Source organism: Streptomyces sp. NPDC058052, assembly GCF_042885515.1.
Taxonomy (GTDB): domain Bacteria; phylum Actinomycetota; class Actinomycetes; order Streptomycetales; family Streptomycetaceae; genus Streptomyces.
This window is the reverse complement of sequence record NZ_JBHVRX010000046.1, coordinates 1-25,919: the sequence shown is the minus strand read 5'-3', so window position 1 is coordinate 25,919 and position 25,919 is coordinate 1. Positions and strand designations below refer to the sequence as shown.

The 25,919-nt window shown below is 69.1% G+C and carries 19 protein-coding genes; 9 read left to right on the top strand and 10 right to left on the bottom strand.

Annotation, left to right across the window (positions count from 1 at the left end):
- Position 1 precedes the first annotated feature (1 nt).
- From yidC to ACFVU3_RS36680, 6 genes are all read left to right on the top strand, one after another.
- Entirely contained in the window at positions 2-1,300 is a 1,299-nt protein-coding gene (yidC, locus tag ACFVU3_RS36705) for a membrane protein insertase YidC (RefSeq protein ID WP_390073126.1), read from the top strand.
- A 31-nt stretch (positions 1,301-1,331) separates the two neighbouring features.
- Positions 1,332-1,841, top strand: coding sequence for a R3H domain-containing nucleic acid-binding protein (locus ACFVU3_RS36700; RefSeq protein WP_189851886.1), 510 nt, complete (start codon positions 1,332-1,334; stop codon positions 1,839-1,841).
- A gap of 175 nt (positions 1,842-2,016) precedes the next feature.
- On the top strand, positions 2,017-2,733 hold the full coding sequence (gene rsmG / locus ACFVU3_RS36695; protein ID WP_189851887.1) for a 16S rRNA (guanine(527)-N(7))-methyltransferase RsmG: 717 nt from the start codon (positions 2,017-2,019) through the stop codon (positions 2,731-2,733).
- 238 nt (positions 2,734-2,971) lie between these two features.
- Positions 2,972-4,051 (top strand): ParA family protein, encoded by a 1,080-nt coding sequence (locus ACFVU3_RS36690; protein ID WP_390073125.1) that lies wholly within the window; start codon positions 2,972-2,974, stop codon positions 4,049-4,051.
- Complete coding sequence (locus ACFVU3_RS36685) at positions 4,048-5,112, top strand: ParB/RepB/Spo0J family partition protein (RefSeq protein WP_390073124.1); 1,065 nt, start codon at positions 4,048-4,050, stop codon at positions 5,110-5,112. The genes ACFVU3_RS36690 and ACFVU3_RS36685 overlap by 4 nt, the downstream gene beginning before the upstream one ends.
- A gap of 168 nt (positions 5,113-5,280) precedes the next feature.
- Positions 5,281-5,898 (top strand): GNAT family N-acetyltransferase, encoded by a 618-nt coding sequence (locus ACFVU3_RS36680; protein WP_390073123.1) that lies wholly within the window; start codon positions 5,281-5,283, stop codon positions 5,896-5,898.
- Between the two features lie 65 nt (positions 5,899-5,963).
- On the opposite strand, the gene trxA is transcribed toward ACFVU3_RS36680, so the two are convergent.
- From trxA to sigM, 4 genes are all read right to left on the bottom strand, one after another.
- Positions 5,964-6,296: a thioredoxin gene (trxA, locus tag ACFVU3_RS36675; RefSeq protein ID WP_031003116.1), complete on the bottom strand. Its 333-nt coding sequence runs from the start codon at positions 6,294-6,296 to the stop codon at positions 5,964-5,966.
- Between the two features lie 46 nt (positions 6,297-6,342).
- On the bottom strand, positions 6,343-7,308 hold the full coding sequence (trxB, locus tag ACFVU3_RS36670) for a thioredoxin-disulfide reductase (protein WP_390073122.1): 966 nt from the start codon (positions 7,306-7,308) through the stop codon (positions 6,343-6,345).
- 195 nt (positions 7,309-7,503) lie between these two features.
- A complete protein-coding gene (locus ACFVU3_RS36665) occupies positions 7,504-8,448 on the bottom strand; it encodes a hypothetical protein (protein WP_390073120.1) in 945 nt (314 codons plus the stop codon).
- Positions 8,445-9,170, bottom strand: a complete 726-nt coding sequence (gene sigM, locus ACFVU3_RS36660) for an RNA polymerase sigma factor SigM (RefSeq protein ID WP_390073119.1) — start codon at positions 9,168-9,170, stop codon at positions 8,445-8,447. The genes ACFVU3_RS36665 and sigM overlap by 4 nt, the downstream gene beginning before the upstream one ends.
- Before the next feature lie 931 nt (positions 9,171-10,101).
- Between sigM and ACFVU3_RS36655 the strand changes: the two genes are divergently transcribed.
- Positions 10,102-10,791, top strand: a complete 690-nt coding sequence (locus ACFVU3_RS36655; protein WP_390073118.1) for a hypothetical protein — start codon at positions 10,102-10,104, stop codon at positions 10,789-10,791.
- A gap of 54 nt (positions 10,792-10,845) precedes the next feature.
- Here ACFVU3_RS36655 and ACFVU3_RS36650 read toward each other — a convergent pair whose 3' ends face one another.
- From ACFVU3_RS36650 to ACFVU3_RS36640, 3 genes are all read right to left on the bottom strand, one after another.
- Entirely contained in the window at positions 10,846-12,570 is a 1,725-nt protein-coding gene (locus tag ACFVU3_RS36650; RefSeq protein WP_390073116.1) for a serine/threonine protein kinase, read from the bottom strand.
- Positions 12,571-12,687: 117 nt separating this feature from the next.
- Complete coding sequence (gene murJ, locus ACFVU3_RS36645; RefSeq protein WP_390073114.1) at positions 12,688-14,979, bottom strand: murein biosynthesis integral membrane protein MurJ; 2,292 nt, start codon at positions 14,977-14,979, stop codon at positions 12,688-12,690.
- A 45-nt stretch (positions 14,980-15,024) separates the two neighbouring features.
- Positions 15,025-17,574 carry a DUF6049 family protein gene (locus ACFVU3_RS36640; RefSeq protein WP_390073112.1) on the bottom strand — a complete coding sequence of 850 codons (2,550 nt, stop codon included), beginning with the start codon at positions 17,572-17,574 and terminating at the stop codon, positions 15,025-15,027.
- Positions 17,575-17,809: 235 nt separating this feature from the next.
- Between ACFVU3_RS36640 and ACFVU3_RS36635 the strand changes: the two genes are divergently transcribed.
- Positions 17,810-19,252, top strand: a complete 1,443-nt coding sequence (locus ACFVU3_RS36635) for a CCA tRNA nucleotidyltransferase (RefSeq protein WP_390073111.1) — start codon at positions 17,810-17,812, stop codon at positions 19,250-19,252.
- Positions 19,253-19,304: 52 nt separating this feature from the next.
- Here the strand turns inward: ACFVU3_RS36635 and ACFVU3_RS36630 are convergent, their stop codons facing one another.
- The 3 genes from ACFVU3_RS36630 to ACFVU3_RS36620 all read right to left on the bottom strand — a co-directional run bounded on the left by ACFVU3_RS36630 (position 19,305) and on the right by ACFVU3_RS36620 (position 22,456).
- Entirely contained in the window at positions 19,305-20,564 is a 1,260-nt protein-coding gene (locus ACFVU3_RS36630; protein ID WP_390073110.1) for an MFS transporter, read from the bottom strand.
- 86 nt (positions 20,565-20,650) lie between these two features.
- Positions 20,651-21,733, bottom strand: coding sequence for an inositol-3-phosphate synthase (locus ACFVU3_RS36625; RefSeq protein WP_390073108.1), 1,083 nt, complete (start codon positions 21,731-21,733; stop codon positions 20,651-20,653).
- A 48-nt stretch (positions 21,734-21,781) separates the two neighbouring features.
- Positions 21,782-22,456, bottom strand: a complete 675-nt coding sequence (locus ACFVU3_RS36620; protein WP_384665561.1) for a helix-turn-helix transcriptional regulator — start codon at positions 22,454-22,456, stop codon at positions 21,782-21,784.
- 382 nt (positions 22,457-22,838) lie between these two features.
- Between ACFVU3_RS36620 and ACFVU3_RS36615 the strand changes: the two genes are divergently transcribed.
- Positions 22,839-25,691, top strand: a complete 2,853-nt coding sequence (locus ACFVU3_RS36615) for a transglycosylase domain-containing protein (protein ID WP_390073107.1) — start codon at positions 22,839-22,841, stop codon at positions 25,689-25,691.
- The last annotated feature ends 228 nt before the right edge of the window (positions 25,692-25,919 follow it).

The following is a 25,919-nucleotide window of genomic DNA, read 5'->3' as shown; positions in this document are numbered from 1 at the left end:
AGTGGACACGATTGCCAGTCTGTTCAGCTTCATCACCTGGCCCGTTTCCTGGGTCATCGTCCAGTTCCACAAGCTGTACGGGGCCGTCTTCGGCCCCGACACGGGCTGGGCCTGGGGCCTGTCGATCGTGTCCCTCGTGGTGCTGATCCGTATCGCGCTGATCCCGCTCTTCGTGAAGCAGATCAAGGCGACGCGGAACATGCAGGCGCTCCAGCCGAAGATGAAGGCGATCCAGGAGCGCTACAAGAGCGACAAGCAGCGTCAGTCCGAAGAGATGATGAAGCTGTACAAGGAGACGGGCACCAACCCGCTCTCCTCGTGCCTTCCCATCCTCGCCCAGTCGCCGTTCTTCTTCGCGCTGTACCACGTGCTGTCCAACATCGCGTCGGGCAAGGAGATCGGTGTCCTCAACCAGGACCTGGTCAACAGCGCCCGTGAGGCGCACATCTTCGGCGCCCCGATCGCCTCGAAGTTCATGGACTCCCCCGAGGCCGTCGCGGCCCTCGGCGCCTCGCTGACCGACGTCCGCATCGTCACCGCGATCATGATCGTCCTGATGTCGGCCTCGCAGTTCTTCACCCAGCGCCAGCTGATGATGAAGAACGTCGACCTCTCCGTGAAGACCCCGTACATGCAGCAGCAGAAGATGCTCATGTACATCTTCCCGGTGATCTTCGCCGTCATGGGCATCAACTTCCCCGTCGGTGTCCTCGTCTACTGGCTGACCACCAACGTGTGGACCATGGGCCAGCAGATGTACGTGATCAACCAGAACCCGACCCCGGGCAGCAAGGCGCAGGACTCCTACCTCCAGCGCCTGCTGAAGAGCGTCACGCACCACGGTGAGATCCGTAGCCGCCGCCACAAGGCCGTCGTCAAGGCGATCGTCGCCAAGGGCTCCGACCGCAACGAGAACGAGCGCCGCTTCATCGGCGGTCTGGCCAAGGCCGGCTTCGCCGCCCAGGCCGACGGCACCGTGGTGAAGAGCGACGCCGCCGTCGCCGAGGCCGAGGGCACCGCCGCCCCCAAGCGGCAGCAGCCCAAGCGCCAGAGCAAGGCCCAGCGCCAGGCCGGCGGGCAGCACTCCAAGCACGACGAGGCCGACGAGACTGTCGAGGAGACGGCCGAGGAGTCCGCGGGCGAGGCCGCCCAGGACACCCAGCCGAAGACCTCGCTGGAAAAGAAGCCCGAGACGCCCGCCAAGGGTGGCACCCAGCCCGGCGGCCGCAGCCGCGCGAGCTCCGGCAACCGCCAGCGCAAGGGCCAGCAGCGGCCCAAGCACCCGTCCTCCAAGAAGTAGAAGCGTCCACGTATCTAGAAGGAGTCCATCCGTGACGGAAGGCACCACCTCCGCCGCCGAGGGTGGCGACACCCTGACCCGCCTGGAGCAGGAGGGTGAGATCGCGGCCGACTACCTTGAGGGCCTGCTCGACATCGCCGACCTCGACGGCGACATCGACATGGACGTCGAGGCGGACCGGGCCGCGGTCTCGATCATCAGCGACTCCGGCGGTCGTGATCTGCAGAAGCTCGTGGGCCGGGACGGCGAGGTCCTGGAGGCGCTCCAGGAGCTGACCCGCCTGGCCGTGCACCGGGAGACCGGTGACCGCAGCCGTCTGATGCTCGACATCGCCGGGTTCCGCGCGCAGAAGCGCACGGAGCTGGCCCAGATCGGCGCCAAGGCCGCGGACGAGGTGAAGTCCACCGGTCAGCCGGTCAAGCTGGACCCGATGACCCCGTTCGAGCGCAAGGTCGTGCACGACGCGGTCGCCGCCGCCGGTCTGCGCAGCGAGTCCGAGGGCGAGGAGCCGCAGCGCTTCGTCGTCGTCCTCCCTGCCTGACCCCTCTCATCGCGTCGGCCCCGTCTGTTCGCAGACGGGGCCTTCCTTTGTCAGCCTGATACTTCGGCCACCTGATCGTCAGAACCCTGGCGGTCCGGAGCCCCCCGATAGTTCAGCCACTCAGCCACCACAGTGCGCTCGCACGCTCTGCGTGCGGTACGGAAGGACGGTCCCCGTGACGGAGGCAGCGGAGCTCCCCGAGGCGCCGGAGCAGGCACGGAAGGTCTTCGGCGAGTACTTCCCCGAGGCCGTGCGGTACGCCGAGCTGCTCGCGGACGCCGGTGTGAAGCGTGGGCTCATCGGCCCGCGCGAGGTCCCGCGACTGTGGGAGCGCCACCTGCTGAACTGCGCCGTCCTCTCCGAGGTCGTCCCCGAGGGCGTGACGGTCTGCGACGTCGGCTCGGGCGCCGGCCTGCCCGGCATCCCGCTGGCCCTGGTGCGGCCCGATCTGAAGATCACGCTCCTGGAGCCGCTGCTGCGCCGGATCAACTTCCTCCAGGAGGTCGTGGAGCTGCTCGGCCTCGACCACGTGACCGTCGTACGGGGGCGCGCCGAGGAGATGCTCGGCAAGTTCCCGCCGGTCCACGTCGTGACCGCCCGCGCCGTGGCACCCCTCGACCGCCTGGCCGGCTGGGGCGTGCCCCTGCTCCGTCCTTACGGCGAGATGCTGCTGCTGAAGGGGGACACCGCGCAGGAGGAGCTCGACGGGGCTCGTGCCGCGCTCTCGAAGCTGGGCGTGGTGGAGACCTCGGTGCATCACGTCGGTGAGGGCATCGTCGATCCGATGTCCACGGTGGTGCGGGTCGAGGTGGGCGAGAGCCCCGGCGGTGTGCGCTTCGCGGCCAAGCGGGCCAAGGCGGCACGGACGAGCAAGACCCGCCGGCGCCGCTGAGCGTCGCATTCGTCCGCTTTCACGGAGTGTCGGACGGTCCCGGCAAGGCCGCAGGGGCATCGTGTTTCACGTGAAACGTCGCTCACTGCTCCAGGGGATCATCAGCCGCGGGCGCGCGGCTGCCACCCCCCGGGACCGCAGACCCCGTGTGAAGCCACTCGCGAGGGTTACGGAGTTTTCCACAGAGGTGGATTCACCCACAGATCCCCCGACCTCGCTGGTTCAGGACCCCGCAGGCATGGCAGGCTCTTCCCATCGCGAGCTTGATGCCGAGGAGAGTGAATCCATGCGGTCCGACGCCAACATCGCGGGACCGATGACCGATCCGGTCCCCGGTCCCCGAACCGAATCGGCAGGGGAGGATGTTTCACGTGAAACATTGCCCCCGATGGACGACACCCCCATTGGTCGTGCTGCCCAGCTGGCCGTAGAGGCCCTGGGCCGTGCCGGGGAGGGACTGCCCCGTCCCGAACAGACCCGCATCATGGTGGTGGCCAACCAGAAGGGCGGCGTGGGCAAGACGACCTCGACGGTCAATCTGGCCGCCTCCCTGGCGCTGCACGGCGCCCGGGTCCTGGTCATCGACCTGGACCCGCAGGGCAACGCCTCCACGGCGCTGGGTATCGACCACCACGCCGACGTCCCCTCTATCTACGACGTCCTCGTCGACAGCCGGCCGCTCTCCGAGGTGGTCCAGCCCGTCCTGGACGTCGAAGGTCTCTTCTGCGCCCCGGCCACGATCGATCTCGCCGGAGCGGAGATCGAGCTGGTGTCGATGGTGGCGCGGGAGAGCCGGCTCCAGCGGGCGATCCAGGCGTACGAGCAGCCGCTGGACTATGTCCTGATCGACTGCCCGCCCTCCCTCGGCCTGCTCTCGGTGAACGCCCTGGTGGCCGGCGCCGAGGTGCTCATCCCGATCCAGTGCGAGTACTACGCGCTGGAGGGCCTGGGGCAGCTCCTGAAGAACGTCGACCTGGTCCGCGGACACCTCAACCCGACGCTTCACGTCTCGACGATCCTGCTGACCATGTACGACGGCCGGACCCGGCTCGCCTCGCAGGTCGCCGAGGAGGTCCGCACCCACTTCGGTAAGGAGGTGCTCCGGACCAGCATCCCGCGGTCCGTCCGCATCTCCGAGGCGCCCAGCTACGGCCAGACCGTGATCACCTACGACCCCGGCTCCAGCGGAGCCCTGTCGTACATCGAAGCGGCGCGCGAGATCGCCTTCCGGGGCGTCGCCGTCCACTACGAGCCCCACCAGCACGGCCACGTGGGGCACCAGAACAACCAGCACAGCATGGCGGAGGAACTTCAGTGAGCGACCGACGTAGGGGACTGGGGCCGCGGGGGCTCGGCGCGCTGTTCGCCGGTGCCCCCCAGGACCAGCAGGCGCCGGAGACCGGCGCCGTCTCCACGCTCCCCGGGAGCGGCGCGGCACGCCTGTTCCCCCAGGGAGCCCCGCAGTCCGAGAGCCCGGCCCCGGCCGCGCCGGCGGCGTCCGCGCCGACCCTGGTCGCCGGGGCGTACTTCACCGAGATCCCGATCGGTGACATCACCCCCAACCAGCAGCAGCCCCGGAAGGTCTTCGACGAGGACGCCCTCGCCGAACTCGTCACCTCCATCCAGGAGGTCGGTCTCCTCCAGCCCGTGGTCGTCCGTGAGATCGGGGACGGGCGCTACGAGCTGATCATGGGAGAGCGGCGCTGGCGGGCCTCCGACGAGGCCGGCCTGCAGACCATCCCCGCGATCGTCAGGGCCACCGACGACGAGAAGATGCTCCTGGACGCGCTCCTGGAGAACCTTCACCGGGCCCAGCTCAACCCGCTGGAGGAGGCCGCGGCCTACGAGCAGCTGCTCTCCGACTTCAGCTGCACCCACGACCAGCTCGCGGACCGGATCGGGCGTTCGCGCTCGCAGGTCTCCAACACGCTCCGTCTGCTCCGGCTCTCCCCGGCGGTCCAGCGTCGGGTCGCCGCCGGGGTGCTCTCCGCCGGCCACGCCCGTGCCCTGCTCGGCGTGGAGGACCCGGAGGCCCAGGACCAGCTGGCGCAGCGGATCGTCTCCGAGGGCCTCTCGGTCCGCACGGTCGAGGAGATCGTGCGGCTCATGGGCTTCGACGAGCCCGCCGCGGTGAAGACGAAGAAGCCCCGGGCCGGCGGCCGCGTCTCGCCGGTCTTCTCCGACCTCGCCAGTCGTCTCTCGGACCGTTTCGAGACTCGGGTGAAGGTCGACCTGGGGCAGCAGAAGGGCAAGATCGTCGTCGAGTTCGCCTCGGTGGAGGACCTCGACCGGATCCTCACCACGCTGGCTCCCGGCGAGGACAAGGTTCTCCAGCAGATGCTGAAGGCCGAGAAGGAGTGGGAGGAGGACGGGGAGTAGCCCCCCCTCCCGCAGACGACACAGGGCGGGGAGCGTTCCGGACATCATCGGAACGCTCCCCGCCCTTCGTCTGTGCGCGGTGTCGCCCCCACACCTCCATGGATACGATTCCGAGAGCCGTATCCGTGCTCGGTGGCCGTTCGAGGGCCAGGGAAGCGAGGGGCAGCCGTGGGGCGTCGGCTCGTACCGCTCACACTGGACAATCTTCCGCACCTCCCGAAGCGCTGCCGTTCCTGTGTCTTCTGGGAGCTCGATCCGGTGAGCGGGGAGGCCGCCGTGAAGGCGGGCCGCGCGGAGGCGGAGAAGGAGGCGTGGATCTCCGCCGTCCTGCTGGAGTGGGGGTCCTGCGGCCGGGTCGTCTACGTGGACGAGGTACCGGTCGGCTATGTGCTCTACGCTCCCCCGGCCTACGTGCCGCGGGCGACGGCGTTCCCCACGAGTCCGGTGGCGGCCGATGCCGTCCAGCTGATGACGGCCTGGATCATGCCGGAGTACCAGGGGCAGGGGCTGGGCCGGGTGATGGTGCAGACGGTGGCCAAGGACGTGCTGCGGCGGGGCTTCAAGGCGATCGAGGCATTCGGAGACGCCCGATGGAAGGAACCGGCCTGTGTGCTCCCGGCCGATCACCTGCTCGCGGTCGGCTTCAAGACCGTACGGCCCCACCACGCTTTCCCCCGGCTCCGGCTGGAGCTGCGGACGACGCTCTCCTGGAAGGAGGACGTCGAGATGGCGCTGGACCGGCTGCTCGGCGCGGTGCAGAAGGAACCGGCTCTGCGGCCCCTGTGACACCGACGGAAACGGCCCGTCCCCGCAGCGCGGGGACGGGCCGTTTCACGTGAAACAGAGGAGGGTCACTTCGCCTCGACGAAGGGCTCCAGGTCGCGGAGGATGGCGGCCTTCGGCTTGGCACCCACGATGGTCTTCACGACCTCGCCGCCCTGGTACACGTTCAGCGTCGGGATGGACATGACGCCGTACTTGGCGGCCGTGGCCGGGTTCTCGTCGATGTTGAGCTTCACGATCTCGATCTCGCCGTGCTCGGCGGCGATGGCCTCCAGCGACGGGGCGATCTGACGGCACGGGCCGCACCAGGCAGCCCAGAAGTCCACCAGGACGGGCTTGTCGCTCTTGAGGACGTCCTCTTCGAAGGAAGCGTCGGTCACGTTCTTCAGGGCGCCGGCCACGGCGGCCTCCTTAACTTCGTGGGGTGTGGGGTGAGGAGAGTTCGGGTCAGACCGCGGGGGTCTCGGCCAGCTTCTCGCTGTCGGCGAGGGCGGCCAGGAAGCGCTCGGCGTCGAGCGCGGCGGAGCAGCCGGTACCGGCTGCCGTGATGGCCTGGCGGTAGGTGTGGTCGACGACGTCGCCGGCGCCGAAGACACCCGTGACGTTGGTGCGGGTCGACGGGGCGGCGACCTTGAGGTAGCCCTCCGCGTCGAGCTCCAGCTGGCCCTTGAACAGCTCGGTCCGGGGGTCGTGGCCCACGGCGATGAAGAGACCGGTGACCGGCAGCTCGCTGGTCTCGCCCGTCTTGGTGTTGCGCAGGGTCAGACCGGAGAGCTTCTGGTCGCCGTGGATCTCGGCCACCTCGTTGTCCCAGGCGAACTTGATCTTCGGGTCGGCGAAGGCGCGCTCCTGCATCGCCTTGGAGGCGCGCAGGGTGTCACGGCGGTGGACGATCGTCACCGACTTGGCGAAGCGGGAGAGGAAGGTCGCCTCCTCGATCGCGGTGTCGCCGCCGCCGACGACGGCGATGTCCTGGTCCTTGAAGAAGAAGCCGTCGCAGGTGGCGCACCAGGAGACGCCGCGGCCGGAGAGAGTGTCCTCGTTCGGCAGACCCAGCTTGCGGTGCTGCGAGCCGGTGGTGACGATGACGGCCTTGGCGCGGTGCACGGTGCCGGCGGTGTCGGTGACGGTCTTGATCTCACCGGTGAGGTCGACGGCGACGATGTCGTCCGGGACGAGCTCGGCGCCGAAGCGCTCGGCCTGCGCCCGCATGTTGTCCATGAGGTCCGGGCCCATGATGCCGTCACGGAAACCGGGGAAGTTCTCGACCTCGGTGGTGTTCATCAGGGCGCCACCCGCGGTCACGGCGCCCTCGAAGACCAGCGGGTTCAGCGACGCTCGGGCCGTGTAGAGCGCAGCGGTGTAACCCGCGGGCCCGGAGCCGATGATGATCACGTTACGGACGTCGCTCACGGGTTTCTTCCTCGTCTCTGCAGACTGCCTACTGCCTACGGGGCGGTGTCTCGGTCACTCTCACCCCACCCAACGGATCCTAAGGGGCGAGCATTCCCGAGAGCGCCGCGCGGCGCGTGCGTGAGACGCACAGTGAGACGGACCCGTGAGACGGCGGGGCGACGACCGGGCGACGACCGGGCGACGGGGGAGGGCTCAGGGCCTCGGATAGGAGGCGCTCTGGAGCAGTTGGGCCGGGGTGTCTCCGGTGCAGGAGGCGGAGACGACGTACGCCTGGACGCGGGTGCTGTCGGCCCGGTCGGGGAGGACGAGGAGATACGCGGAGACGCCCTCGTACTCACCGCGTTCGGAGGCGAGGACGGCGTCCTGGCGGCCGGTGCCCGCGAGGACGCAGCCGGGGAGCGCGGTGTCGCTGTTCCGCTGGGCGGTGCCGAGGTTCGGCGTCTGCTCGGCCGAGAGCGACTCGGGCTGCTGGCCCTTCGGGGTCCGGGCGGTGAGGTCCTCCGTGAGCAGACTCTGGACCCGGTCCTCGACCGGTTCCCCGGAGAAGGCGCTCAGCGGCGCGCTCGCGGGGGCGTCGGCCTTGACCGCGTGCGGCTCGGGGGAACCGTTCTGGGTGAGCGCGTAGAGGCCGAGCGCGCAGAACGCGGCGACGAGGGTCCCGCCGAGGCCCGCGAGAGCGGCGAACCGGCCGCGGGGGCGGGTGCGGCCCCGTCCCGGTCCGGTGGCCGCCCGGGGACGTCCCTGAGGGCGGTCGGAGGCGGTCGCACGCCCCTCGGTGGAACGGGCCGCAGGGGACGGGCGCGTTGTTTCACGTGAAACAGAGCTGTCCGAGGCCACGGTTTCACGTGAAACAGTGCGGGCCGTGTCCGGGGCCGTGGCGTCGAGCAGCGCCTCCGCGGCGAGGGCCGCGTCGATCCGCCCGGCGATCTCGGCGGGCATGCGCGGGGGGCCGGGCAGGGTGCCCAGGAGTCCGCGGATCTCCTCCAGGGAGCTCCGGACGTCGGCACAGAGCGAGCAGCCGTCGACGTGCCGGCGGATCGTCGAGGCACGGCTCGGCGAGAGCAGCCCCTCCGTCAGGTCGGAGATCTCCGAGACGTCCGGGTGCTGTGCTGTGTCGGCCTTGTCGGTCGTGGTCACGCGCGCCCACCTCCGCCCTTCACAGCAGCTGGATCAGTCGGTCCGGTTTCCGTCGGCTCCGACACCGGTGGGACGGATGCCCCCGGCGTCCGGTTCCTTCCCCCTTCGGGAGCCTCGTTACCCACGGTGTCGGCGCGCAGATGAGTGAGCATCGGCAGCAGCCGGGCCCGGCCGCGTGCGCAGCGGCTCTTCACGGTGCCGGTGGGAACGTCGAGGATACGGGCCGCCTCGGCGACCGGGTATCCCTGCATGTCGACGAGGACGAGGGCGGCGCGCTGGTCGGGGGCGAGGGTGGCCAGCGCGGCGAGCAGCTGCCGGTGGAGGTCCTCGCGTTCGGCGGGCGCCTCCGCGGACTCGTGCGGTTCGAGGAGCTGCTCGAAGCGGGCGGTGTCGTCGACGGGAGACGTCCTGCGGCTGGCGGTCTTCCGCAGGCGGTCCAGGCAGGCGTTGACAGTGATGCGGTGGAGCCAGGTCGTGACGGCCGACTGGCCCCGGAAGGTGTGGGCGGCCCGGAAGGCCGACAGGAGGGCGTCCTGGACGGCGTCCGCGGCCTCCTCACGGTCCCCCAGGGTGCGGAGCGCCACCGCCCACAGTCGGTCGCGGTGTCGCCGTACGAGCTCACCGAAGGCGTCCGGGTTGCCTTCGATATGGCAGCTGATTAGCGCTTTGTCGGTGAGGGTGGCGAGGTGGTCTTCTGACGGCAACGGCACACTCCCCTCCATAGTGACATCTCATATATGTAACTCATCTGAGCTCAGAAAGTAAACCCGAAGGAGAGAAGGAACGCGTCAGGGATCCCCCTTCCTGGAATTCCTGATCAAGTTGATCTTGACGATCGAACGCGTGTATGAAACTGTAGATCCGGTTATACCCTAGGGAGGGGATTATGAGGAAAAGAACGTCTTTTGCTGCCGTCCTGATGGTGGCGGCTTCGGCATGTTTCGGAATTGTTGCTTCCGCATCGACTGCTGCCGCTGCTAACCCTGAGTGCACCTACGAGGATGCTTACGACAAGGTGTGCCTTTTTGAGAACGGAGGGCAGTATCTTGGCGGTAGGCAGCGGTTCGACTACTATTCTCGGGCTTCCTGGGCGAATATCACTTACGACGGGACCAGTCTCGCGTTGTACCGCGGGGACGGTGTAACGACTAACGTCAGTGGTGCCACGAACTGGGATCCGGACAGCAGGATCGCCTTCTTCTACAACTCGAACCATGCTGGCCCGTGCTTTACTCTCCGGCCGAATGGGATAATTTTCTTCCGTACCATCACCTTGTCCAACGGGAAAAGTGCGAATGACAACATGAATTCCCACAAGTTCAATGAGGCGTGCGGCACTCTCTACGGTTAGGAGAGACTGAATCGGTGCTCCGCATCCGGAGCACCGATTTGCTTTTCCAGGTCATGAACAAGAAACTTATCGCTTCGATCGGGTTGCTCGTCGCGTCCCTATCCGGCTGTTCTAGCTCGAATGGCGACAGAGATGCTCCCGAACCTGCCTCTCATCCAATAATTCAGCCTTCCAATGCTGGCCGTGTCGTAAAGGAAGTGCGATCCGCCGGCGACATAGTGCTCCCGCTCGACTCCTACGTGGAGAGTCCTCAGCAGGCTGCAATAAACGATCGAGCCGTGGAACTAGTAGCCTACTCCTGTATGCGTGAGCAGGGATTTGCTTGGCCATCTCCTGGAAAACTCAGGAGTTTGAAGTTCAGTCCGATGAACGGACGTCGCTATGGCGTTATTGAACTGACTGTGGCTGCAAAATGGGGGTACCATGCGCCCGGCTACTCGGATGGGGAGGACCATCAAGAATCTGGGCCCAAGTCCACCAAGCCGACCGCAGAAGCAGTTGAGGCGTATACGGGAAGAGCCTCTGGTGAGGTGGTGAAGCCGGGGACGCAAGTGAAAACAGACGCTTGTCGGCCGCGCGGCGAGAGAGAGATCTACGGGGTGGCGGAATTCAAGCCGCAGTGGGCCTCATTGATGCAGTACCACCACCGCTCGTTTGTAGATGCAAGCAAAGATCCTCGGGTCACCCGAGTCATGGCTGACTGGAGATCTTGCATGGCCAGATTCGGCTACAAGTATAGGGATGTCTGGGAAGCTAATAATGATCCACGTTGGCAGACCCAAGATATTAGTTCCACTGAACGATCAACGGCTGAGCGAGATGTTCGCTGCAAGAAGGAGTCTCGCTATCCGTCCGTGATTCTTTCTGTTGAATCCGAACTGCAGGAAAGTCACGTGAAGCGCCATGCGGGTGACTTTACCGAGATAGAGAAGTACTTCAAGCGGACTGCGGAAAAGGCTTCACTTGTGGTTGAAGCAGATTCAACCAGTTGATCTCTTTGAGTCGGGGATGCCTACTGGACTTCTCCATGGCATCCCCGACAGGGGTTATCGGTTGATCGGTTTCGAACCCATAAAAGTCACGTTTGTGACGGCTTGCTTGTAACCCGGGGTGTACCCGTCTCCCGAATATGGGAGCTCTGTGAGCCATACGAGAACATAGCGCGCTTTTATCGGGTTCTGCAGATCCATCTGCAGCGCGTTTTTGGTGGTTTTGGCTGTCGCGATTTCTTTCATCGAGGCGATCGATGCCGTCGGATTTACAGAATCAGCCACATAAAGTGACGCTGTCGTGTGATCGCCGCCGTAGTACAGGTCGATGGTTGCGGAAGTGATTTCTTCTTCCTTGCCGAGGTCGTAGACGATACCGACGCCCTTCTTGAATGGCGCCAGCGTCGGTCCGTCATAGAAACTCTTGGTGCGCCAGTAAGTGGATGTGTCATCGTCGTAAGTGCTGGCCACGCCATTGAGATTTTGAGGCGAGCCGTCCGGGGCGTACTCCTGAGCTGTCCGAATACTGAGCGGCTTCGGCGGCTCGGGCTTCTCGTCGACCGGCGGCTGCACGATCGGCGCCTCGTCCTTCGGCTCCGGGACGAGGAGCCGGTCCGCGATCTGCCAGCTGCCCAGTCCCAGGGCGGCGATGAGCAGGGCGCCCACGGCCCACTTCAGCGCCCTGCCCGTACGGCTCTCCAGGGGTGCCGGCGGCACCGGGATCACCTGCGTGGGCATGGGGCGCGGCTGGGGACGCCCGTACGTGCCCTGCTGGTACGTGGTGCGCTGGTACTCGGCGGGGGCCTGGAACTCCGGCTCCGGCGGTTTGACGCGGGGCATCGCCGCGACGGCCTTGGCGAGTTCGTCCGGCGTGGTGCAGGGCGGCTCCTGGCGGGAGGCCGTGGCCCCGTCGTTGGCGAGCGCGCGCACGGCGAGTTCGGAGAGGCCCCGGTGGACGCCGGCGCGGACCTGGTCCGGCGGGATCAGGCCGACGCCCTTGGGCAGGCCGGAGAGGCCGTAGGCGTCGCTCTCGTACGGCCAGCGCTGGGTGAGCGCCGCGTAGAGGAGGGCGCCGATGGCCTCGGTGTCGGTGCGCTGCGGCCGGTCGGCGGTGATGCCGCGCAGGGCGGCGTTCACGGCGAGGCCGCGGATGCGGTACTGCCCGGTGGAGCTGCGCAGGATGGCGCTCGGGGTGAGGCGCAGGTGCGCCAGTCCCTCGCGGTGTGCGGCGGCCATGGCCTGGGACACCTGGGTGACGAGCTGGTAGGCGTCGTGGGCCTGGAGGGGCCCGTCCGCCAGCAGCGCGGTCAGCTCGGTGGTGTCCGGGAGCCATTCGTGGACGACGTAGACGAGGTCGTTCTCCTCGACCGCGTCGAGGACCTGGACGAACCGGGGGTCGCCGAGAAGGGCCGCCGAACGGGCGGCGGCCAGGACGGAGCGCGCGCGGGGATGGTCGGCCGGCAGCAGGTGCACGCCGACGGCCCGCCGCAGCTTCTCGTCGACGGCACGCCAGCTGCTGAAGCCGTCCAGACGGGTGACGCACTCCTCCAGCCGGTAGCGCCGGGCCAGTTTGTGGCCGCTGTGCAACTCGGGTGCAGTGATGGAGGGCTGTTCGCCGTTCTTCCGTTCGACCGCCTTCTGCTCGGGGGCCCCCGCGGGCTCCTCCGCCGTCTTCCGCTCTTCCGCCACCCCGTCGGTCGCGGCCGTGTCCGCCTGCGCGGTCAGCGGGTCGTCACCGCTGTTGTCGGCCACGTCGACGGCAGCCGTGCTACGTTCCGCCACCGTCGTTCCTGCCTCCCCATCCGTTGCGCCACATCCAACAGCCAAGCCAATTGTGCCCACAGTCGGACGCTATGCACGACACACGGTTCCCCCCGATGGTTGTCCTGGAGGACGGGATCAGCGTCCCAGACGGCCCCGCACCATACCGACGAGGGTGTTCAGCTCGGTGATCCGCATGCGTCGCGCGGCGACGAAGAAGACTCCGAGGAGCACCGCGCCGCCGACGACGAGCGCGACCAGCGAGCCGAGGGCGCCCTCGCCGAGCAGCTTCAGCAGGCCGAAGCCGACGGCGCCGGCGACGACCGCGGCGGGCAGCGAGGCCATGCAGAGACGGGCGTAGGTGCGCAGCACGTGGGAGCCGTCGAGGTCGCCGCCGAGGCGCTTGCTGAGCCGGCGCCAGGCGATGCCGACGCCGACCGCGTAGGCGAGGCCGTAGGAGGCGGCCATGCCGACGACGGCCCACTGCGCGGGCAGCAGGACGTAGCAGAGCGCGGAGGCCGCCGCGTTGACGGCGGCGACGATGACGGTGTTGTAGAAGGGCGTGCGGGTGTCCTCGTAGGCGTAGAAGCCGCGCAGGACGACGTACTGCACCGAGTACGGGATCAGGCCGAGGCCGAACGCCATCAGGATGAAGCCCATGCCCTGGGCGGCCTCGACGCCGCTGGAGGCGTACAGCAGGGTGCACATCGGGACGCCGAGGGCCAGGAAGGCGAAGGCGACCGGGACGATGGCGACGGCGGAGTTGCGCAGGCCCTGGGAGATGTCGTCGCGGACGGCGCCCGGGTCGTCGTCGCTGGCGGCGCGGGAGATCCGGGGCAGCAGGGCGGCCATGACGGAGACCGTGATGATGGCCTGCGGCATGCCCCAGATCAGCTGCGCGTTGGAGTACGCGAGGAAGCCGGCGCCGTTCCTGCCGGACTCCTCGCCGGCCGCGGTCGCGAGCTGGGTGACGACCAGGACGCCCGCCTGGTTGGCGAGGACGAAGAGGACGGTCCACTTCGCGAGCTTGACCGTCTTGCCGAGGCCGTGGCCCTTCCAGTCGAAGCGGGGCCGGAAGCGGAAGCCCGTCTCGCGCAGGTACGGGATCATCGCCAGCGCCTGGACGACGAGGCCGAGCAGGGTGCCGATGCCGAGGAGGCGGATGCCGTCGTCGGGGATGGTCTGCACACCCATGTGGGACTCGGCGGAGGTGCCGTAGACCCAGATGAACAGGCCGAAGGTGATGATCATGACGATGTTGTTGAGGACCGGGGTCCACATCATCGCGCCGAACTTGCCGCGGGCGTTGAGGATCTGGCCCATCACCACGTGCACGCCCATGAAGAAGATCGTGGGCAGGCAGTAGCGGGCGAAGGTCACCGCGACGCTGTTGGCGGCGGCGTCGTCGGCGATGGTGTTCGACATCAGCCGGATCAGCACGGGCGCCGCGAAGACGGCGGCGACGACGATCAGGCCGAGCGCGACCATGACGAGGGTGAGCAGGCGGTTGGCGTACGCCTCGCCGCCGTCCTCGTCGTTCTTCATGGAACGGACCAGCTGCGGCACGAAGACCGAGTTGAGGCCGCCGCCGACGGTGAGGATGTAGATCATCGTCGGCAGGGTGTACGCGATGGTGAAGGTGTCGCCGAGCAGCGCGGCGCCGAGGGCGCCGGTGATGACCAGCGAACGCACGAAGCCGGTGAGCCGGGAGACCAGGGTGCCGGCGGCCATCACGGCGCTCGACTTCAGCAGCCCGGAGGCGCGGCCGGTCTTCTTCGGCGCGGGGGCGGGCAGCGGGTCGGGCTCCGAGGCCGGGGCGGGCACCTGGCCCTGGCCCTGCTGGTCCCGGTAGAGGTGCGCGAAGGCGTCCTGCTCGGGCGGCTCCTCCTCGCTCGCCCGGGTCACCAGGTCGTCGACACCGGTGAACTGGACCGTGCGGGCGTCGTCGCCGTACGGGAGGTGGCGGGAGGGGCCGTCGGGCTCGGGCGCCGGGGTGTGGGCCCAGACGCGGGGGTCGGGGGCGTGGTGGGGCGTGGCCGGCTGCTGGTAGAGCGGCTGCGGCTCCTGGTACGTGCCCGGCGGGGGCGGCGGGTGGGCGGCGCGGTCGTAGAGCGCCTCGCCCACCGGGTCCTGCGCGGACAGGTCCTGCGCCCGGTAGGGGTCGTGGGCGTAGGCGTCCTGGACGTAGGGGTCCTGCGCGTACGGGTTCTCGGCGTGGGCGGACGGGTCCTGCGGCGCGGCACCGTAGGGGTGCTGTCCGTAGGGCTGCTGGGCGTACGGGGTCTGCGGCGGGTACCCCGGCTGCTGCCCGTGCGGCGGGGGCGGCGGGACCGGCTGCCCGTCGTGCCCGGCGGGCGTCTGGGGCGTGCCGCCGGACGGTGCGGCGCCGCCCGCACCCTGGCCGCGGTCAGCGTCGTACGGCGCGTTCATGGTTACCCCACCTCATCGTCCCCGGCCGACCGGCCACGACATCGCTCAACGGTCCACTTTCTCACCCGGGCCCGACGGGTCGCCGCTTTCGGGGCCGGTGTCCGCGTCCGGGTCACTCGGGTGCTCGGCTCCGTCCGCCGCGGCGCCGTCGGCCGCGCCGTCCGCGGGAGCGGGCACGGTGGCCCCGGTCTCCGGACGGGGGTTCGCCCCGGCGACGGTCCCGTCTCCGGGCTGCGCGGTGGGCCCGGTCGGGGGCGCGGTCGTCGTGTTCTCGGTCTCGTCCGCCGCGCGTGCGGTGGGCTCGGCCTCGTCCCTGGTCCCGGTCGCGGGCTGCGGCTCGTCCTCCGGCTGCGGCTGGTCCTTCGGCTGCGCCTCGGCTTCGGCTTCGGCCTCCGCTTCGGCCTCGGCCTCGGCGGCGCGGGCGGCCAGGCGCTTGCGCTGGCTGTACATGCGGACGCCGGCGAGGACGAGGAGCAGCACACCGCCGGCGATGACCAGCATCACCGTCGGGGTCATCTCGGAGACCTTCACGGAGAAGGTCATCGGCGAGCCGTAGGGCGTGCCGTCCACGGTGTAGAGCTGGGCGGTCATCGAGACCTGGCCGTTGGCGTTGGCCGAGGCGGGGAACTTCACCGACTGGCTGTGCCCCGCGCGGACCGTGATGGGCAGCTCGGCGGAGGTCTCGCCGTCGACCTTCAGCCGGGTGCCGTTGCTGGAGGTCAGCCGCAGGACGAGCCCCTCCACGTCCTGGAGGAGCTTGTTCTGCACCGTGACGGGGATGGTGGCGCTGCGGCCGGAGAGGGTCAGGTCGGACTTGTCGACGAGCACGACGCTCTTCGTGAGCCGCTGGAGGACGTCCTCGACCTCGACGCGGTAGATCGCCGCCTCGCCCGCCCGGCCGCGCCAGGAGGTGGACATCTCGCGGTTGATCGCGTTGCCGATCGGGGGGACGACCCGGTCCGCCTGGCTGAGGATGACCTTGAAGTCGTCGAGCTCGTCACGGGTGGTCTTCATGTCCCGGAAGGCGTCCACGGGGAGCTCGGTGTTCCGGAGCTTCTTCGGGTACTGCGAGGCGCGCGGCACCGTCGTGGAGGCGTCCGGGTCCGGCTTGGCGGCCGCCGCGGCGACGAGGTCGAGCGGCTGGGTCCAGCGCTTGGCGCCGAGCCCGCGGACCGCGGCCGCCATCGTCTGGGCCTGGGCCACGCTCGGCTGCCGCTGCGGGGCGACCACGACGCTGCGCTGGTCCTGCGGCTGCTCCAGAGTGATGGCGAGGGTCTGCGCCAGGAACTCCTGGACGGCGAGGGTCGACGCCTCGGCCCGGACCATGTCGCCCTGGAAGGCGGTCGACAGCTCCGCGTCGCTCACCACCGCCGTGGTGCCGCCGCCGAGCGGACGGGCCGCGGTCGGCGTGTAGGAGAGGTCGTCGTCCTGGATGCTGTCGCTGCGGGCGATCACCTTGCGGGCGCCCGCTGAGGTCGAGACCGCCATGATCGAGGGGTCGACGGCACCGTCGACCGGCCAGGCGAAGTCGGTGGCCGGCTGGACGTGGAGGATCGTCTCGACGGTCGACCCGGCCAGCTCCGTCGCCGACTGGAGGTGCTCCAGCGAGCCGGGGACGGCCTTGCCCTTGTGGGCGAGGGAGGCGAGGTCGGGGTCGGCGAAGGGCAGCGCGACGACCTTGCGGCCCTGCACCGCCTTCTCCAGCATGCCGAGCCAGCGCTCCGCCAGCTTTCTGTTGGCGTCCGTGCCGGCGGTGTGCCCGGTGCCGTCCTTGACGCGGTAGCCGTTCGCCATCGCGTCGACGGAGGCCAGCAGGTCCGGGTCGATCACCCAGGTGACCGGGAGCCCCTGGCCCAGGGTGACCAGCTCGTCGAGCCGGCCGCCGGGGCGGAGCTCCTCGGCCAGCTCGTCGTCCTGGAAGACGGGGGTCTGCTGGTCGTCCGAGGCGGTGTCGGCCGAGATGTGGGCCGAGGACATCAGCGGCCAGAGGTACGTGAGCTGGGTCCGCTTGTCGGTCGGCTCGGGCTGGTACGGCAGGAAGGTCCGCTCGATGCCGAGCACGCGGTCGTACTGCTGGTCGGAGGTCTGCCCGGTGAGGGAGACGCCCAGCTGGTAGACGCCGCCCTCGTCGTCGAGCTCCAGCTTGGAGACCGGCACGGAGATCCGGAAGTCGTGGGGGACGCCGACGTCGAGCCGGTCGATGTCGATCTCGGGAACGGCGTCCAGCGGCCGCGGGTCGCTGTCGGAGCGGAAGCCCTTGCGACGGGCGACCTGGTCGATCTCGCTGCGGCTGTTCATCCGCGGGCCGACCCGCAGGTTCACCGAGGCGTCGGTGATGGCCCGCTTGCCGCGGTTGGTCAGCGTCCCGGTGACGGTGACGGTGTCCCCTTCGACCGGGGCGCTCGGCGTGAGCGTGTCGATCGACACATCGACGGTCCGGGAGACCGGGGCCTCCTCGGCGGCCTGGGCCGACGCCGGGGGGCTCTGGAGGAGCCCGGCGAGGAGGGGCGCTCCGACGGCGATCGTGAGGGTGCGCCGCAGCCATCGGCGGGCAGGTGAGGGACCGGTTCCCTGGAAAGCTGCCGCCTCAGCCACGCGTTCGCCCGTCCTCGTCCTTGTCGGTGGTGCCCGTGATGCCAGTGGTGCCCGGTTGCTGTGTCCAGGCATGGTAACGAGGCATGACGGGGCCGAGTGCCGGGGACTCCTCCAGCCGATGACACCGGAGAGGGCCTCTTTCACAGGAACCCCACAGGTGTCCCGGGCCGGGGACGGCGGGCCGCCGGGAAAACGGGGGCGTCGGGGCGGAGCGGTACACGTACCCTTTTCTGTTGTGCCGAACGCCAACGAAGACACCTCGACCGAACTGAGCCAGGTGCAGCGCCGCGCCGTCAGCGAACTGCTGCGCGTGTCCCCTGTCGCCGACGACCTCGCGCGCCGCTTCCAGGAGGCCGGATTCCGCCTCGCCCTGGTCGGCGGCTCGGTACGGGACGCCCTCCTCGGCCGGCTCGGCAACGACCTGGACTTCACCACCGACGCCCGCCCCGAGGACGTCCTGAAGATCGTCCGCCCCTGGGCCGACGCCGTCTGGGAGGTCGGGATCGCCTTCGGGACGGTCGGCTCGCAGAAGGACGGCTACCAGATCGAGGTCACGACGTACCGCTCCGAGGCGTACGACCGCACCTCCCGCAAGCCCGAGGTCTCCTACGGCGACTCCATCGACCAGGACCTCGTCCGGCGTGACTTCACCGTCAACGCGATGGCCGTGGCGCTCCCCGAGAAGGAGTTCATCGACCCGTACGGCGGTCTGGAGGACCTCTCGGCCCGGGTGCTGCGTACCCCGGGCACGCCCGAGGAGTCCTTCTCCGACGACCCCCTGCGCATGATGCGGGCGGCCCGCTTCGCCGCCCAGCTCGACTTCGAGGTCGCCCCCGAGGTCGTCACGGCGATGACGGAGATGGCGGACCGGATCGAGATCGTCTCGGCCGAGCGCGTGCGGGACGAACTGAACAAGCTGCTGGTCTCCGCCCACCCGCGGAAGGGCCTCGGTCTGCTCGTCGACACCGGCCTGGCCGCGCACGTCCTGCCCGAGCTGCCCGCGCTGCGCCTGGAGAGCGACGAGCACCACCGGCACAAGGACGTGTACGAGCACTCCCTGACCGTCCTGGACCAGGCGATCGACCTGGAGGAGGACGGCCCGGACCTGGTGCTGCGGCTCGCCGCGCTCCTCCACGACATCGGCAAGCCGCGGACCCGCCGCTTCGAGAAGGACGGGCGGGTCTCCTTCCACCACCACGAGGTGGTGGGCGCCAAGATGACCAAGAAGCGCATGACGGCGCTGAAGTACTCCAACGACATGGTCAAGGACGTCTCGCGCCTCGTGGAGCTGCACCTGCGCTTCCACGGGTACGGGACGGGCGAGTGGACCGACTCGGCCGTGCGCCGCTACGTCCGCGACGCCGGCCCGCTCCTCTCCCGCCTGCACAAGCTGACCCGCTCGGACTGCACCACGCGCAACAAGCGCAAGGCGTCGGCGCTCTCCCGTGCCTACGACGGCCTGGAGGACCGCATCTCCCAGCTCCAGGAGCAGGAGGAGCTGGACTCGATCCGCCCCGACCTCGACGGCAACCAGATCCAGGAGATCCTGGAGATCAAGCCGGGTCCCGCCGTCGGTCAGGCGTACAAGTTCCTGCTGGAGCTGCGCCTGGAGAACGGGCCGATGGAGTACGAGCAGGCCGTGGCCGCGCTCAAGGAGTGGTGGGCCGCGCGCGACTGACGTGCGCCCCTGTTTCACGTGAAACACCGCGGTCGGTGTTTCACGTGAAACATCACCGTTCGCGGAGCCCCCCGCGCAGCAGCAGGGCGATGGCCGCGTAGCCGGCCGCCACCAGCGCGACCAGCAGCGGGGAGCGGCCGTCGGGCGGCAGCATCAGGGCGGCGACCCCGGCCGCCGCGACGAAGGCGACGTTGAACAGCACGTCGTAGAGGGAGAAGACCCGCCCGCGGAAGGCGTCGTCCACGTTCGTCTGCACCACGGTGTCCGTCGCGATCTTCGCTCCCTGGGTGATGAGCCCCAGGACGAAGGCGGCGACGAGGAAGGGCGTGGGTGCGAAGGGCAGCGTGAGCGCCGGGACGAGCACGGCGGCCGCGGCCGAGCACAGGATCATCCAGCCGAAGGGCCCGAACCTGCCGACCGCCCAGGGGGAGAGGACGGCGGCGGCGAAGAACCCGGCGCCGGAGGCGGCGACGGCGATCCCCAGCAGTCCCAGCCCCTCGGACTCGGTGGTGCTCCAGGTGTACCGGCAGAGCATGAGTACGGTCACGAGCAGGGCGCCGTAGCAGAAGCGCATCGATCCGACGGCGGCGAGCGCCCGGGCCGCCGGGCGCCGTTCGGAGAGGTGGCGCAGTCCGGCGGCGAGGCCCTGGGCGGTGGAGACGAGGGCCGTGGAGAGCCGGGGCGGCACCTGGTCAGGGTCGGGGCCGAGCAGCGTACGGGCGATCCGCAGCGAGGCGAGTGCGGCGCAGAGGTAGAGGACGGCTCCGAAGGCGACCACGGCCGCGTCGGAGTCGTCGGCGAGCAGCCGGACGCCGAAGGCGAGTCCGCCGCCGACCGTGGCCGCGAGGGTGCCGGCGGTGGGCGACAGAGAGTTGGCCACGACGAGCCGTTCCTCGTCGACGACCCGGGGCAGGGCGGCGGAGAGCCCCGCGAGGACGAAGCGGTTGACGGCCGTGACGGAGAGGGCGGAGGCGTAGAAGAGCCAGTCCGGGACGGAGGCGAGGACGAGCACGGCGGTCCCGCCGGCGAGCAGGGCGCGGAGCAGGTTCCCGTAGAGGAAGACCTGGCGGCGCTGCCAGCGGTCGAGGAGGACTCCCGCGAACGGGCCGACGAGGGAGTACGGGAGCAGGAGCACGGCCATGGCGGAGGCGATGGCGGTGGGGGAGGTCTGCTTCTCGGGGGAGAAGACGACGTACGTGGCCAGGGCCACCTGGTAGACGCCGTCGGCGCACTGGGAGAGCAGCCGGACGGTGAGCAGGCGCCGGAAGTCGCGCAGGCGCAGCAGTACGCGCAGGTCACGTACGACGGACATGGCAGCAAGACTCACATACGGCGAGGGTCCCCGGGCGGTTTGCCGCGGGGACCCTCGTCAGGTGAGACGCATCGGACCTCGGAAGGTCAGCGCTCGACCTCGCCCTTGATGAACTTCTCGACGTTGGCCAGGGCCTCGTCGTCGAAGTACTGCACCGGCGGGGACTTCATGAAGTACGAGGACGCGGAGAGGATCGGGCCGCCGATGCCGCGGTCCTTGGCGATCTTCGCGGCGCGCAGGGCGTCGATGATGACACCGGCCGAGTTCGGGGAGTCCCAGACCTCGAGCTTGTACTCCAGGTTCAGCGGGACGTCGCCGAAGGCGCGGCCCTCGAGGCGCACGTACGCCCACTTGCGGTCGTCCAGCCAGGCCACGTAGTCCGAGGGGCCGATGTGGACGTTCTTCTCGCCCAGCTCGCGGTCCGGGATCTGCGAGGTGACGGCCTGCGTCTTGGAGATCTTCTTGGACTCCAGGCGGTCGCGCTCCAGCATGTTCTTGAAGTCCATGTTGCCGCCGACGTTGAGCTGCATCGTGCGCTCAAGGCGGACACCGCGGTCCTCGAACAGCTTGGCCATCACGCGGTGCGTGATGGTGGCGCCGACCTGCGACTTGATGTCGTCGCCGACGATCGGGACACCGGCCTCGGTGAACTTGTCGGCCCACTCCTTGGTGCCGGCGATGAAGACCGGGAGGGCGTTGACGAAGGCGACCTTGGCGTCGATGGCGCACTGGGCGTAGAACTTCGCCGCGTCCTCGGAACCGACGGGCAGGTAGCAGACGAGGACGTCGACCTGGCGGTCCTTCAGGATCTGGACGACGTCGACCGGCTCCTCGGCGGACTCCTCGATGGTCAGGCGGTAGTACTTGCCGAGACCGTCGAGCGTGTGACCGCGCTGGACCGTGACGCCCGCGTTCGGGACGTCGCAGATCTTGATGGTGTTGTTCTCGCTGGCGCCGATGGCGTCGGAGAGGTCGAGGCCGACCTTCTTCGCGTCGACGTCGAAGGCGGCGACGAACTCGACGTCACCGACGTGGTAGTCGCCGAACTGGACGTGCATCAGGCCGGGCACCTTGGACGCCGGGTCGGCGTCCTTGTAGTACTCGACGCCCTGCACCAGCGAGGCGGCGCAGTTGCCCACGCCGACGATGGCTACGCGAACCGAACCCATTCCGGTTGCTCCCTGTGTGATCGTGGAAGCCCTGCTGTGCGCAGGGTTTCACTTGGCGGTGTCGTCGGACGGATCCGGCCGGGTACTGCCCCCGTGCCGGGGCAGGCCGCCCGTTTCTCCAGAATCGTTGTCGTGCGGAGCGTCGGTGTCGGGCCGCTGGTCGCGGCCCGCCCGCTCGCTCTCGATGAGCTCGTTCAGCCAGCGCACTTCGCGCTCCACGGACTCCATTCCGTGGCGCTGGAGCTCAAGCGTGTAGTCGTCGAGTCGCTCGCGCGTCCGGGCCAGCGAGGCGCGCATCTTCTCCAGGCGCTCCTCCAGCCGGCTGCGGCGGCCTTCGAGGACCCGCATCCGCACCTCGCGCTCGGTCTGGCCGAAGAACGCGAAGCGGGCGGCGAAGTGCTCGTCCTCCCAGGCGTCGGGGCCTGTGTGGGAGAGGAGCTCCTCGAAGTGCTCCTTACCTTCCGGTGTCAACCGGTAGACGATCTTGGCCCGGCGTCCCGCGAGTGACGAGGCGAGGGCCTCCTCGGGGGCGCTGCCCGGTTCCTCGATCAACCAGCCGTTGGCGACCAGCGTCTTGAGGCAGGGGTAGAGCGTCCCGTAGCTGAACGCCCGGAAGATGCCGAGCGAGGTGTTGAGGCGCTTGCGCAGCTCGTAGCCGTGCATCGGGGCTTCGCGCAGCAGGCCGAGAACGGCGAACTCGAGGATGCCTGAGCGTCTGCTCATCCGTCGCCTCCTCCGTCCTGCGGTCCGCCCTCGGAACACTTTATGCCGTGCTGATGTATCGACTCGATACATCACGACGATAGAACGGCCCGAGAGGTCCGACAAGTGGGGGTGCCGTGACCGGCGTCACATCGTCAATTCACAGCGTGCGACTTGCCTGATTTGGGGTGAACTCCGGCGCAAGAGGGGTTTTGGCCGTGCGTAGTCTGTGCGGCATGCACACCACCGGGAACCAGGAGCCGCGCTGGGGCGTCAGTGCAGCGGGTGACCGGCTGCGATACGAAAGGGGCCTCCGATGGGCTCCGGTCGTGCGCATTTCGGGGGGACCGGAACTCAACTGCCGCTTCCAGGCGTACACGCCTGCCCGAGGAGTAGTCGTTCGATGAGCGAGCACCGTCGCAGGATGCCGTCGCAGGAGCCGCCGACGGGCGGCCGCGCGGCGGCACGACGCGCCGCCCAGCAGCCGGCGGGCCGCAGGTCGGCCCCGGCCCATGACACCGGTACGGGGACACCCCCGTACGGATCGCCGGCCCCCTACGGGTCGTCCGGCGCGTACGGGGGGGCCGCGTCGTCCTCCCACGAGGAGGAGGCGCGTCCGTACGGCGGCCGCGCGGAGGCCCGGCGCGCCGCCCAGCGGGGCGGTCGCCGACGCGCGCCCGCGGCCGGTCCCGGTGGACCGAACGGCCCCGGTGGCGGCGGTAGCCGCCGCGGCGGTGGCGGTGGCGGTGATGGACGCGGCGGAGGCCCGGGGGGTCGCCCGCCGGGCAAGAAGCGTTTCATCGACTACCCGCGCCACGACAAGGACGGCTGGCGTCGCTGGATGCCGTCCTGGAAGCTCGTGACGGGTACGTTCCTGCTGTTCTGCGGCCTCCTCATGGGCGGCGCGGTCATCGCGTACTCGCAGGTCGTCGTTCCGAAGGTGGACGCGACCGCGACCTCGCAGAACAACATCTACTACTGGTCCGACGGCACCCGCATGGTCGCCACCGGCGCGGGCCAGAACCGCCAGATCATCGGCATCGACCAGATTCCGATGGTCATGCAGGAAGCCGTGATCTCGGCCGAGAACAAGACGTTCCGCAAGGACTGGGGCGTCGACCCGATGGGCATCGGCCGCGCCGTGTGGAACATGGCGAAGGGCGGCGAGACCCAGGGCGGATCGACCATCACCCAGCAGTACGTGAAGAACGGCCTGCTCAACGACCAGTCGCAGACGCTGTCCCGGAAGGTGAAGGAACTCTTCATCTCCATCAAGGTCGGCAACGAGGTCGAGAAGCCCCAGATCCTGGCCGGCTACCTCAACACCGCGTACTACGGCCGCGGTGCCTACGGCATCCAGGCCGCCGCCCGCGCGTACTTCAACAAGGACGCCAAGCACCTCAACGCCTCCGAGTCGGCGGTGCTCGCCTCCGTGCTGAAGGGCGCCACGTACTTCGACCCGGCCGGCTACCCCGAGGTCGACCCCAACGCCACTCCCGCGAACAACCTGGCGCGCCTCACCGAGCGCTGGAGCTGGATCCTCGACGAGATGGTCAAGGACGGGAAGATCTCGGCCGAGGAGCGGGCGAAGTACACGACCCTGCCGAAGATCCAGAAGCCGAAGCAGGACGCCCAGTTGAGCGGCCAGATCGGTTACCTGGTCGCCACCGCGAAGGCCAACTTCCGCAGCAAGTACGACATCAGCGCCGAGGCCCTGGATCTGGGCGGATACGAGATCCACACCACCTTCGACAAGAAGAAGGTGATGGCGATGCAGGACTCGGTCAAGAAGATCTACGACGAGTACATCGACGAGAAGGAGCGGCCGGAGGACGACACCAACGTCGAGTTCGGCGGCGCCTCCGTGGACGTCAAGACCGGTGCCATCGTCGCGATCTACGGCGGCCAGGACGCGACCAAGCACTACACCAACAACGCCGACACCACCGGTGCCCAGGTCGGTTCGACGTTCAAGCCCTTCGTCCTCGCCGCAGCGATGAAGGACGGCGTGCGCGACCCTGACGGTCCCAAGGAACAGGGGCCCTCCTCGCGGACCCTGGTCGACCCCGACAAGAGCCGCTACAGCGGCAAGGACGACCTCAAGGTCCGCGACTACAAGGGCGAGATCTGGCACAACGAGAACGGCGACGAGTGGGAGCAGAACAACGAGGGCGACCAGAGCTACGGCAACATCAGTCTGCGCCGGGCGATGATCGTCTCCGCCAACTCCCCCTTCGTCCAGCTGGGCATGGACGTCGGCATCGACAAGGTGCGTGAGGCGGCCGTCGCCGCCGGTCTGCGCCCCGACTCCCTGGTGAAGGGCGAGGTCCCGTCGTTCTCACTCGGCATCTCCAGCCCCAGCGCCATCCGCATGGCCGGCTCCTACGCCACCTTCGCCAACGAGGGCACCCGCAACGAGCCGTACTCGGTGACCAAGGTCCTCAAGGAGGGCCAGGTCATCTACAAGCACGAGGCCAAGGGCGAGCAGGCGTTCTCCTCGGCCATCTCCTCCAACGTCACCGACGTGCTCCGCAGCGTCGTCGAGGACCCGGACGGCACCGGTAACAACGCGGCCATCCCGGGCCGCCACGTGGCCGGCAAGACCGGTACCACCGACGACAACATGTCGGCCTGGTTCGTCGGCTACACCCCGCAGCTCTCGACGGCGATCGACATGTACCGCTTCGACGACGACGAGACGAAGAAGAACCGCGAGTTCCAGGAGATGTACGGCACGGGTGGCCAGGACTCGATCCACGGTTCGTCCTTCCCGTCCCAGATCTGGAACGACTACATGACGGACGCCGTCGCCGACCTGCCCGCGGAGGAGTTCCCGGAGCCGGAGAAGCTGGCGGACGCCGAGGCGGTCTACGGCGGCGGCGCCACGCCCAAGCCGACGGCCACCCCGACCCCCACCGAGACGGCGACGCCGACCGAGACGGCCACCACCGCTCCGACGACGACTCCCCCGGCGACGCCCACCGACGCGGGCCGTCCGACCACCAAGGAGCCGAAGCCCGGCAAGACCACCTGCAACATCTGGGACAGCTGGAACTGCGAGGACACCGGAAGCGGCGGCAACGACGGCGGCAACACCGGCGGGACGACCGAACCGACCCCGACGGGCACCACGGCCCCGACACCGACGGATCCGACGACGGACCCGGGCGGCCCCGGCAACGGGGGCAACGGGAACGGCGGCACCGGCGGTGAGCCGACCGAGGAGACCGCCGGAAGCGGGAACCTCTTCGACTGAGGTGGCCGGGGCCCGACCCGAAGGACGGGACCCCGGCACAGCGAGGGCCGCGGCGGTCCGCTCCGTACAGCGCGTACGGAGCGGACCGCGGCGGCCCTTCGCGTGTCACCGGCGGCCCGTCGTGGGTTTCCGTAAACACGAAGGGGCGGCCCCGGTGTGGGTCGCGGCCCCGGGCCGGTGGCCACGGGGGGGCGGGCGGAGGTGACCCCAGCCCAAGCGGGAGGAGTA

Bases quoted from the DNA above. Each gene is read 5' to 3' on its own strand.
- ACFVU3_RS36630 (WP_390073110.1), bottom strand. From the start codon at position 20,564: ATGTCCGTCGTACGTGACCTGCGCGTACTGCTGCGCCTGCGCGACTTC.
- ACFVU3_RS36655 (WP_390073118.1), top strand. From the start codon at position 10,102: ATGCGTGAGCAGGGATTTGCTTGGCCATCTCCTGGAAAACTCAGGAGT.
- ACFVU3_RS36690 (WP_390073125.1), top strand. From the start codon at position 2,972: ATGGCAGGCTCTTCCCATCGCGAGCTTGATGCCGAGGAGAGTGAATCC.
- sigM (WP_390073119.1), bottom strand. From the start codon at position 9,170: ATGGAGGGGAGTGTGCCGTTGCCGTCAGAAGACCACCTCGCCACCCTC.
- ACFVU3_RS36620 (WP_384665561.1), bottom strand. From the start codon at position 22,456: ATGAGCAGACGCTCAGGCATCCTCGAGTTCGCCGTTCTCGGCCTGCTG.
- ACFVU3_RS36625 (WP_390073108.1), bottom strand. From the start codon at position 21,733: ATGGGTTCGGTTCGCGTAGCCATCGTCGGCGTGGGCAACTGCGCCGCC.
- murJ (WP_390073114.1), bottom strand. From the start codon at position 14,979: ATGAACGCGCCGTACGACGCTGACCGCGGCCAGGGTGCGGGCGGCGCC.
- ACFVU3_RS36615 (WP_390073107.1), top strand. From the start codon at position 22,839: ATGAGCGAGCACCGTCGCAGGATGCCGTCGCAGGAGCCGCCGACGGGC.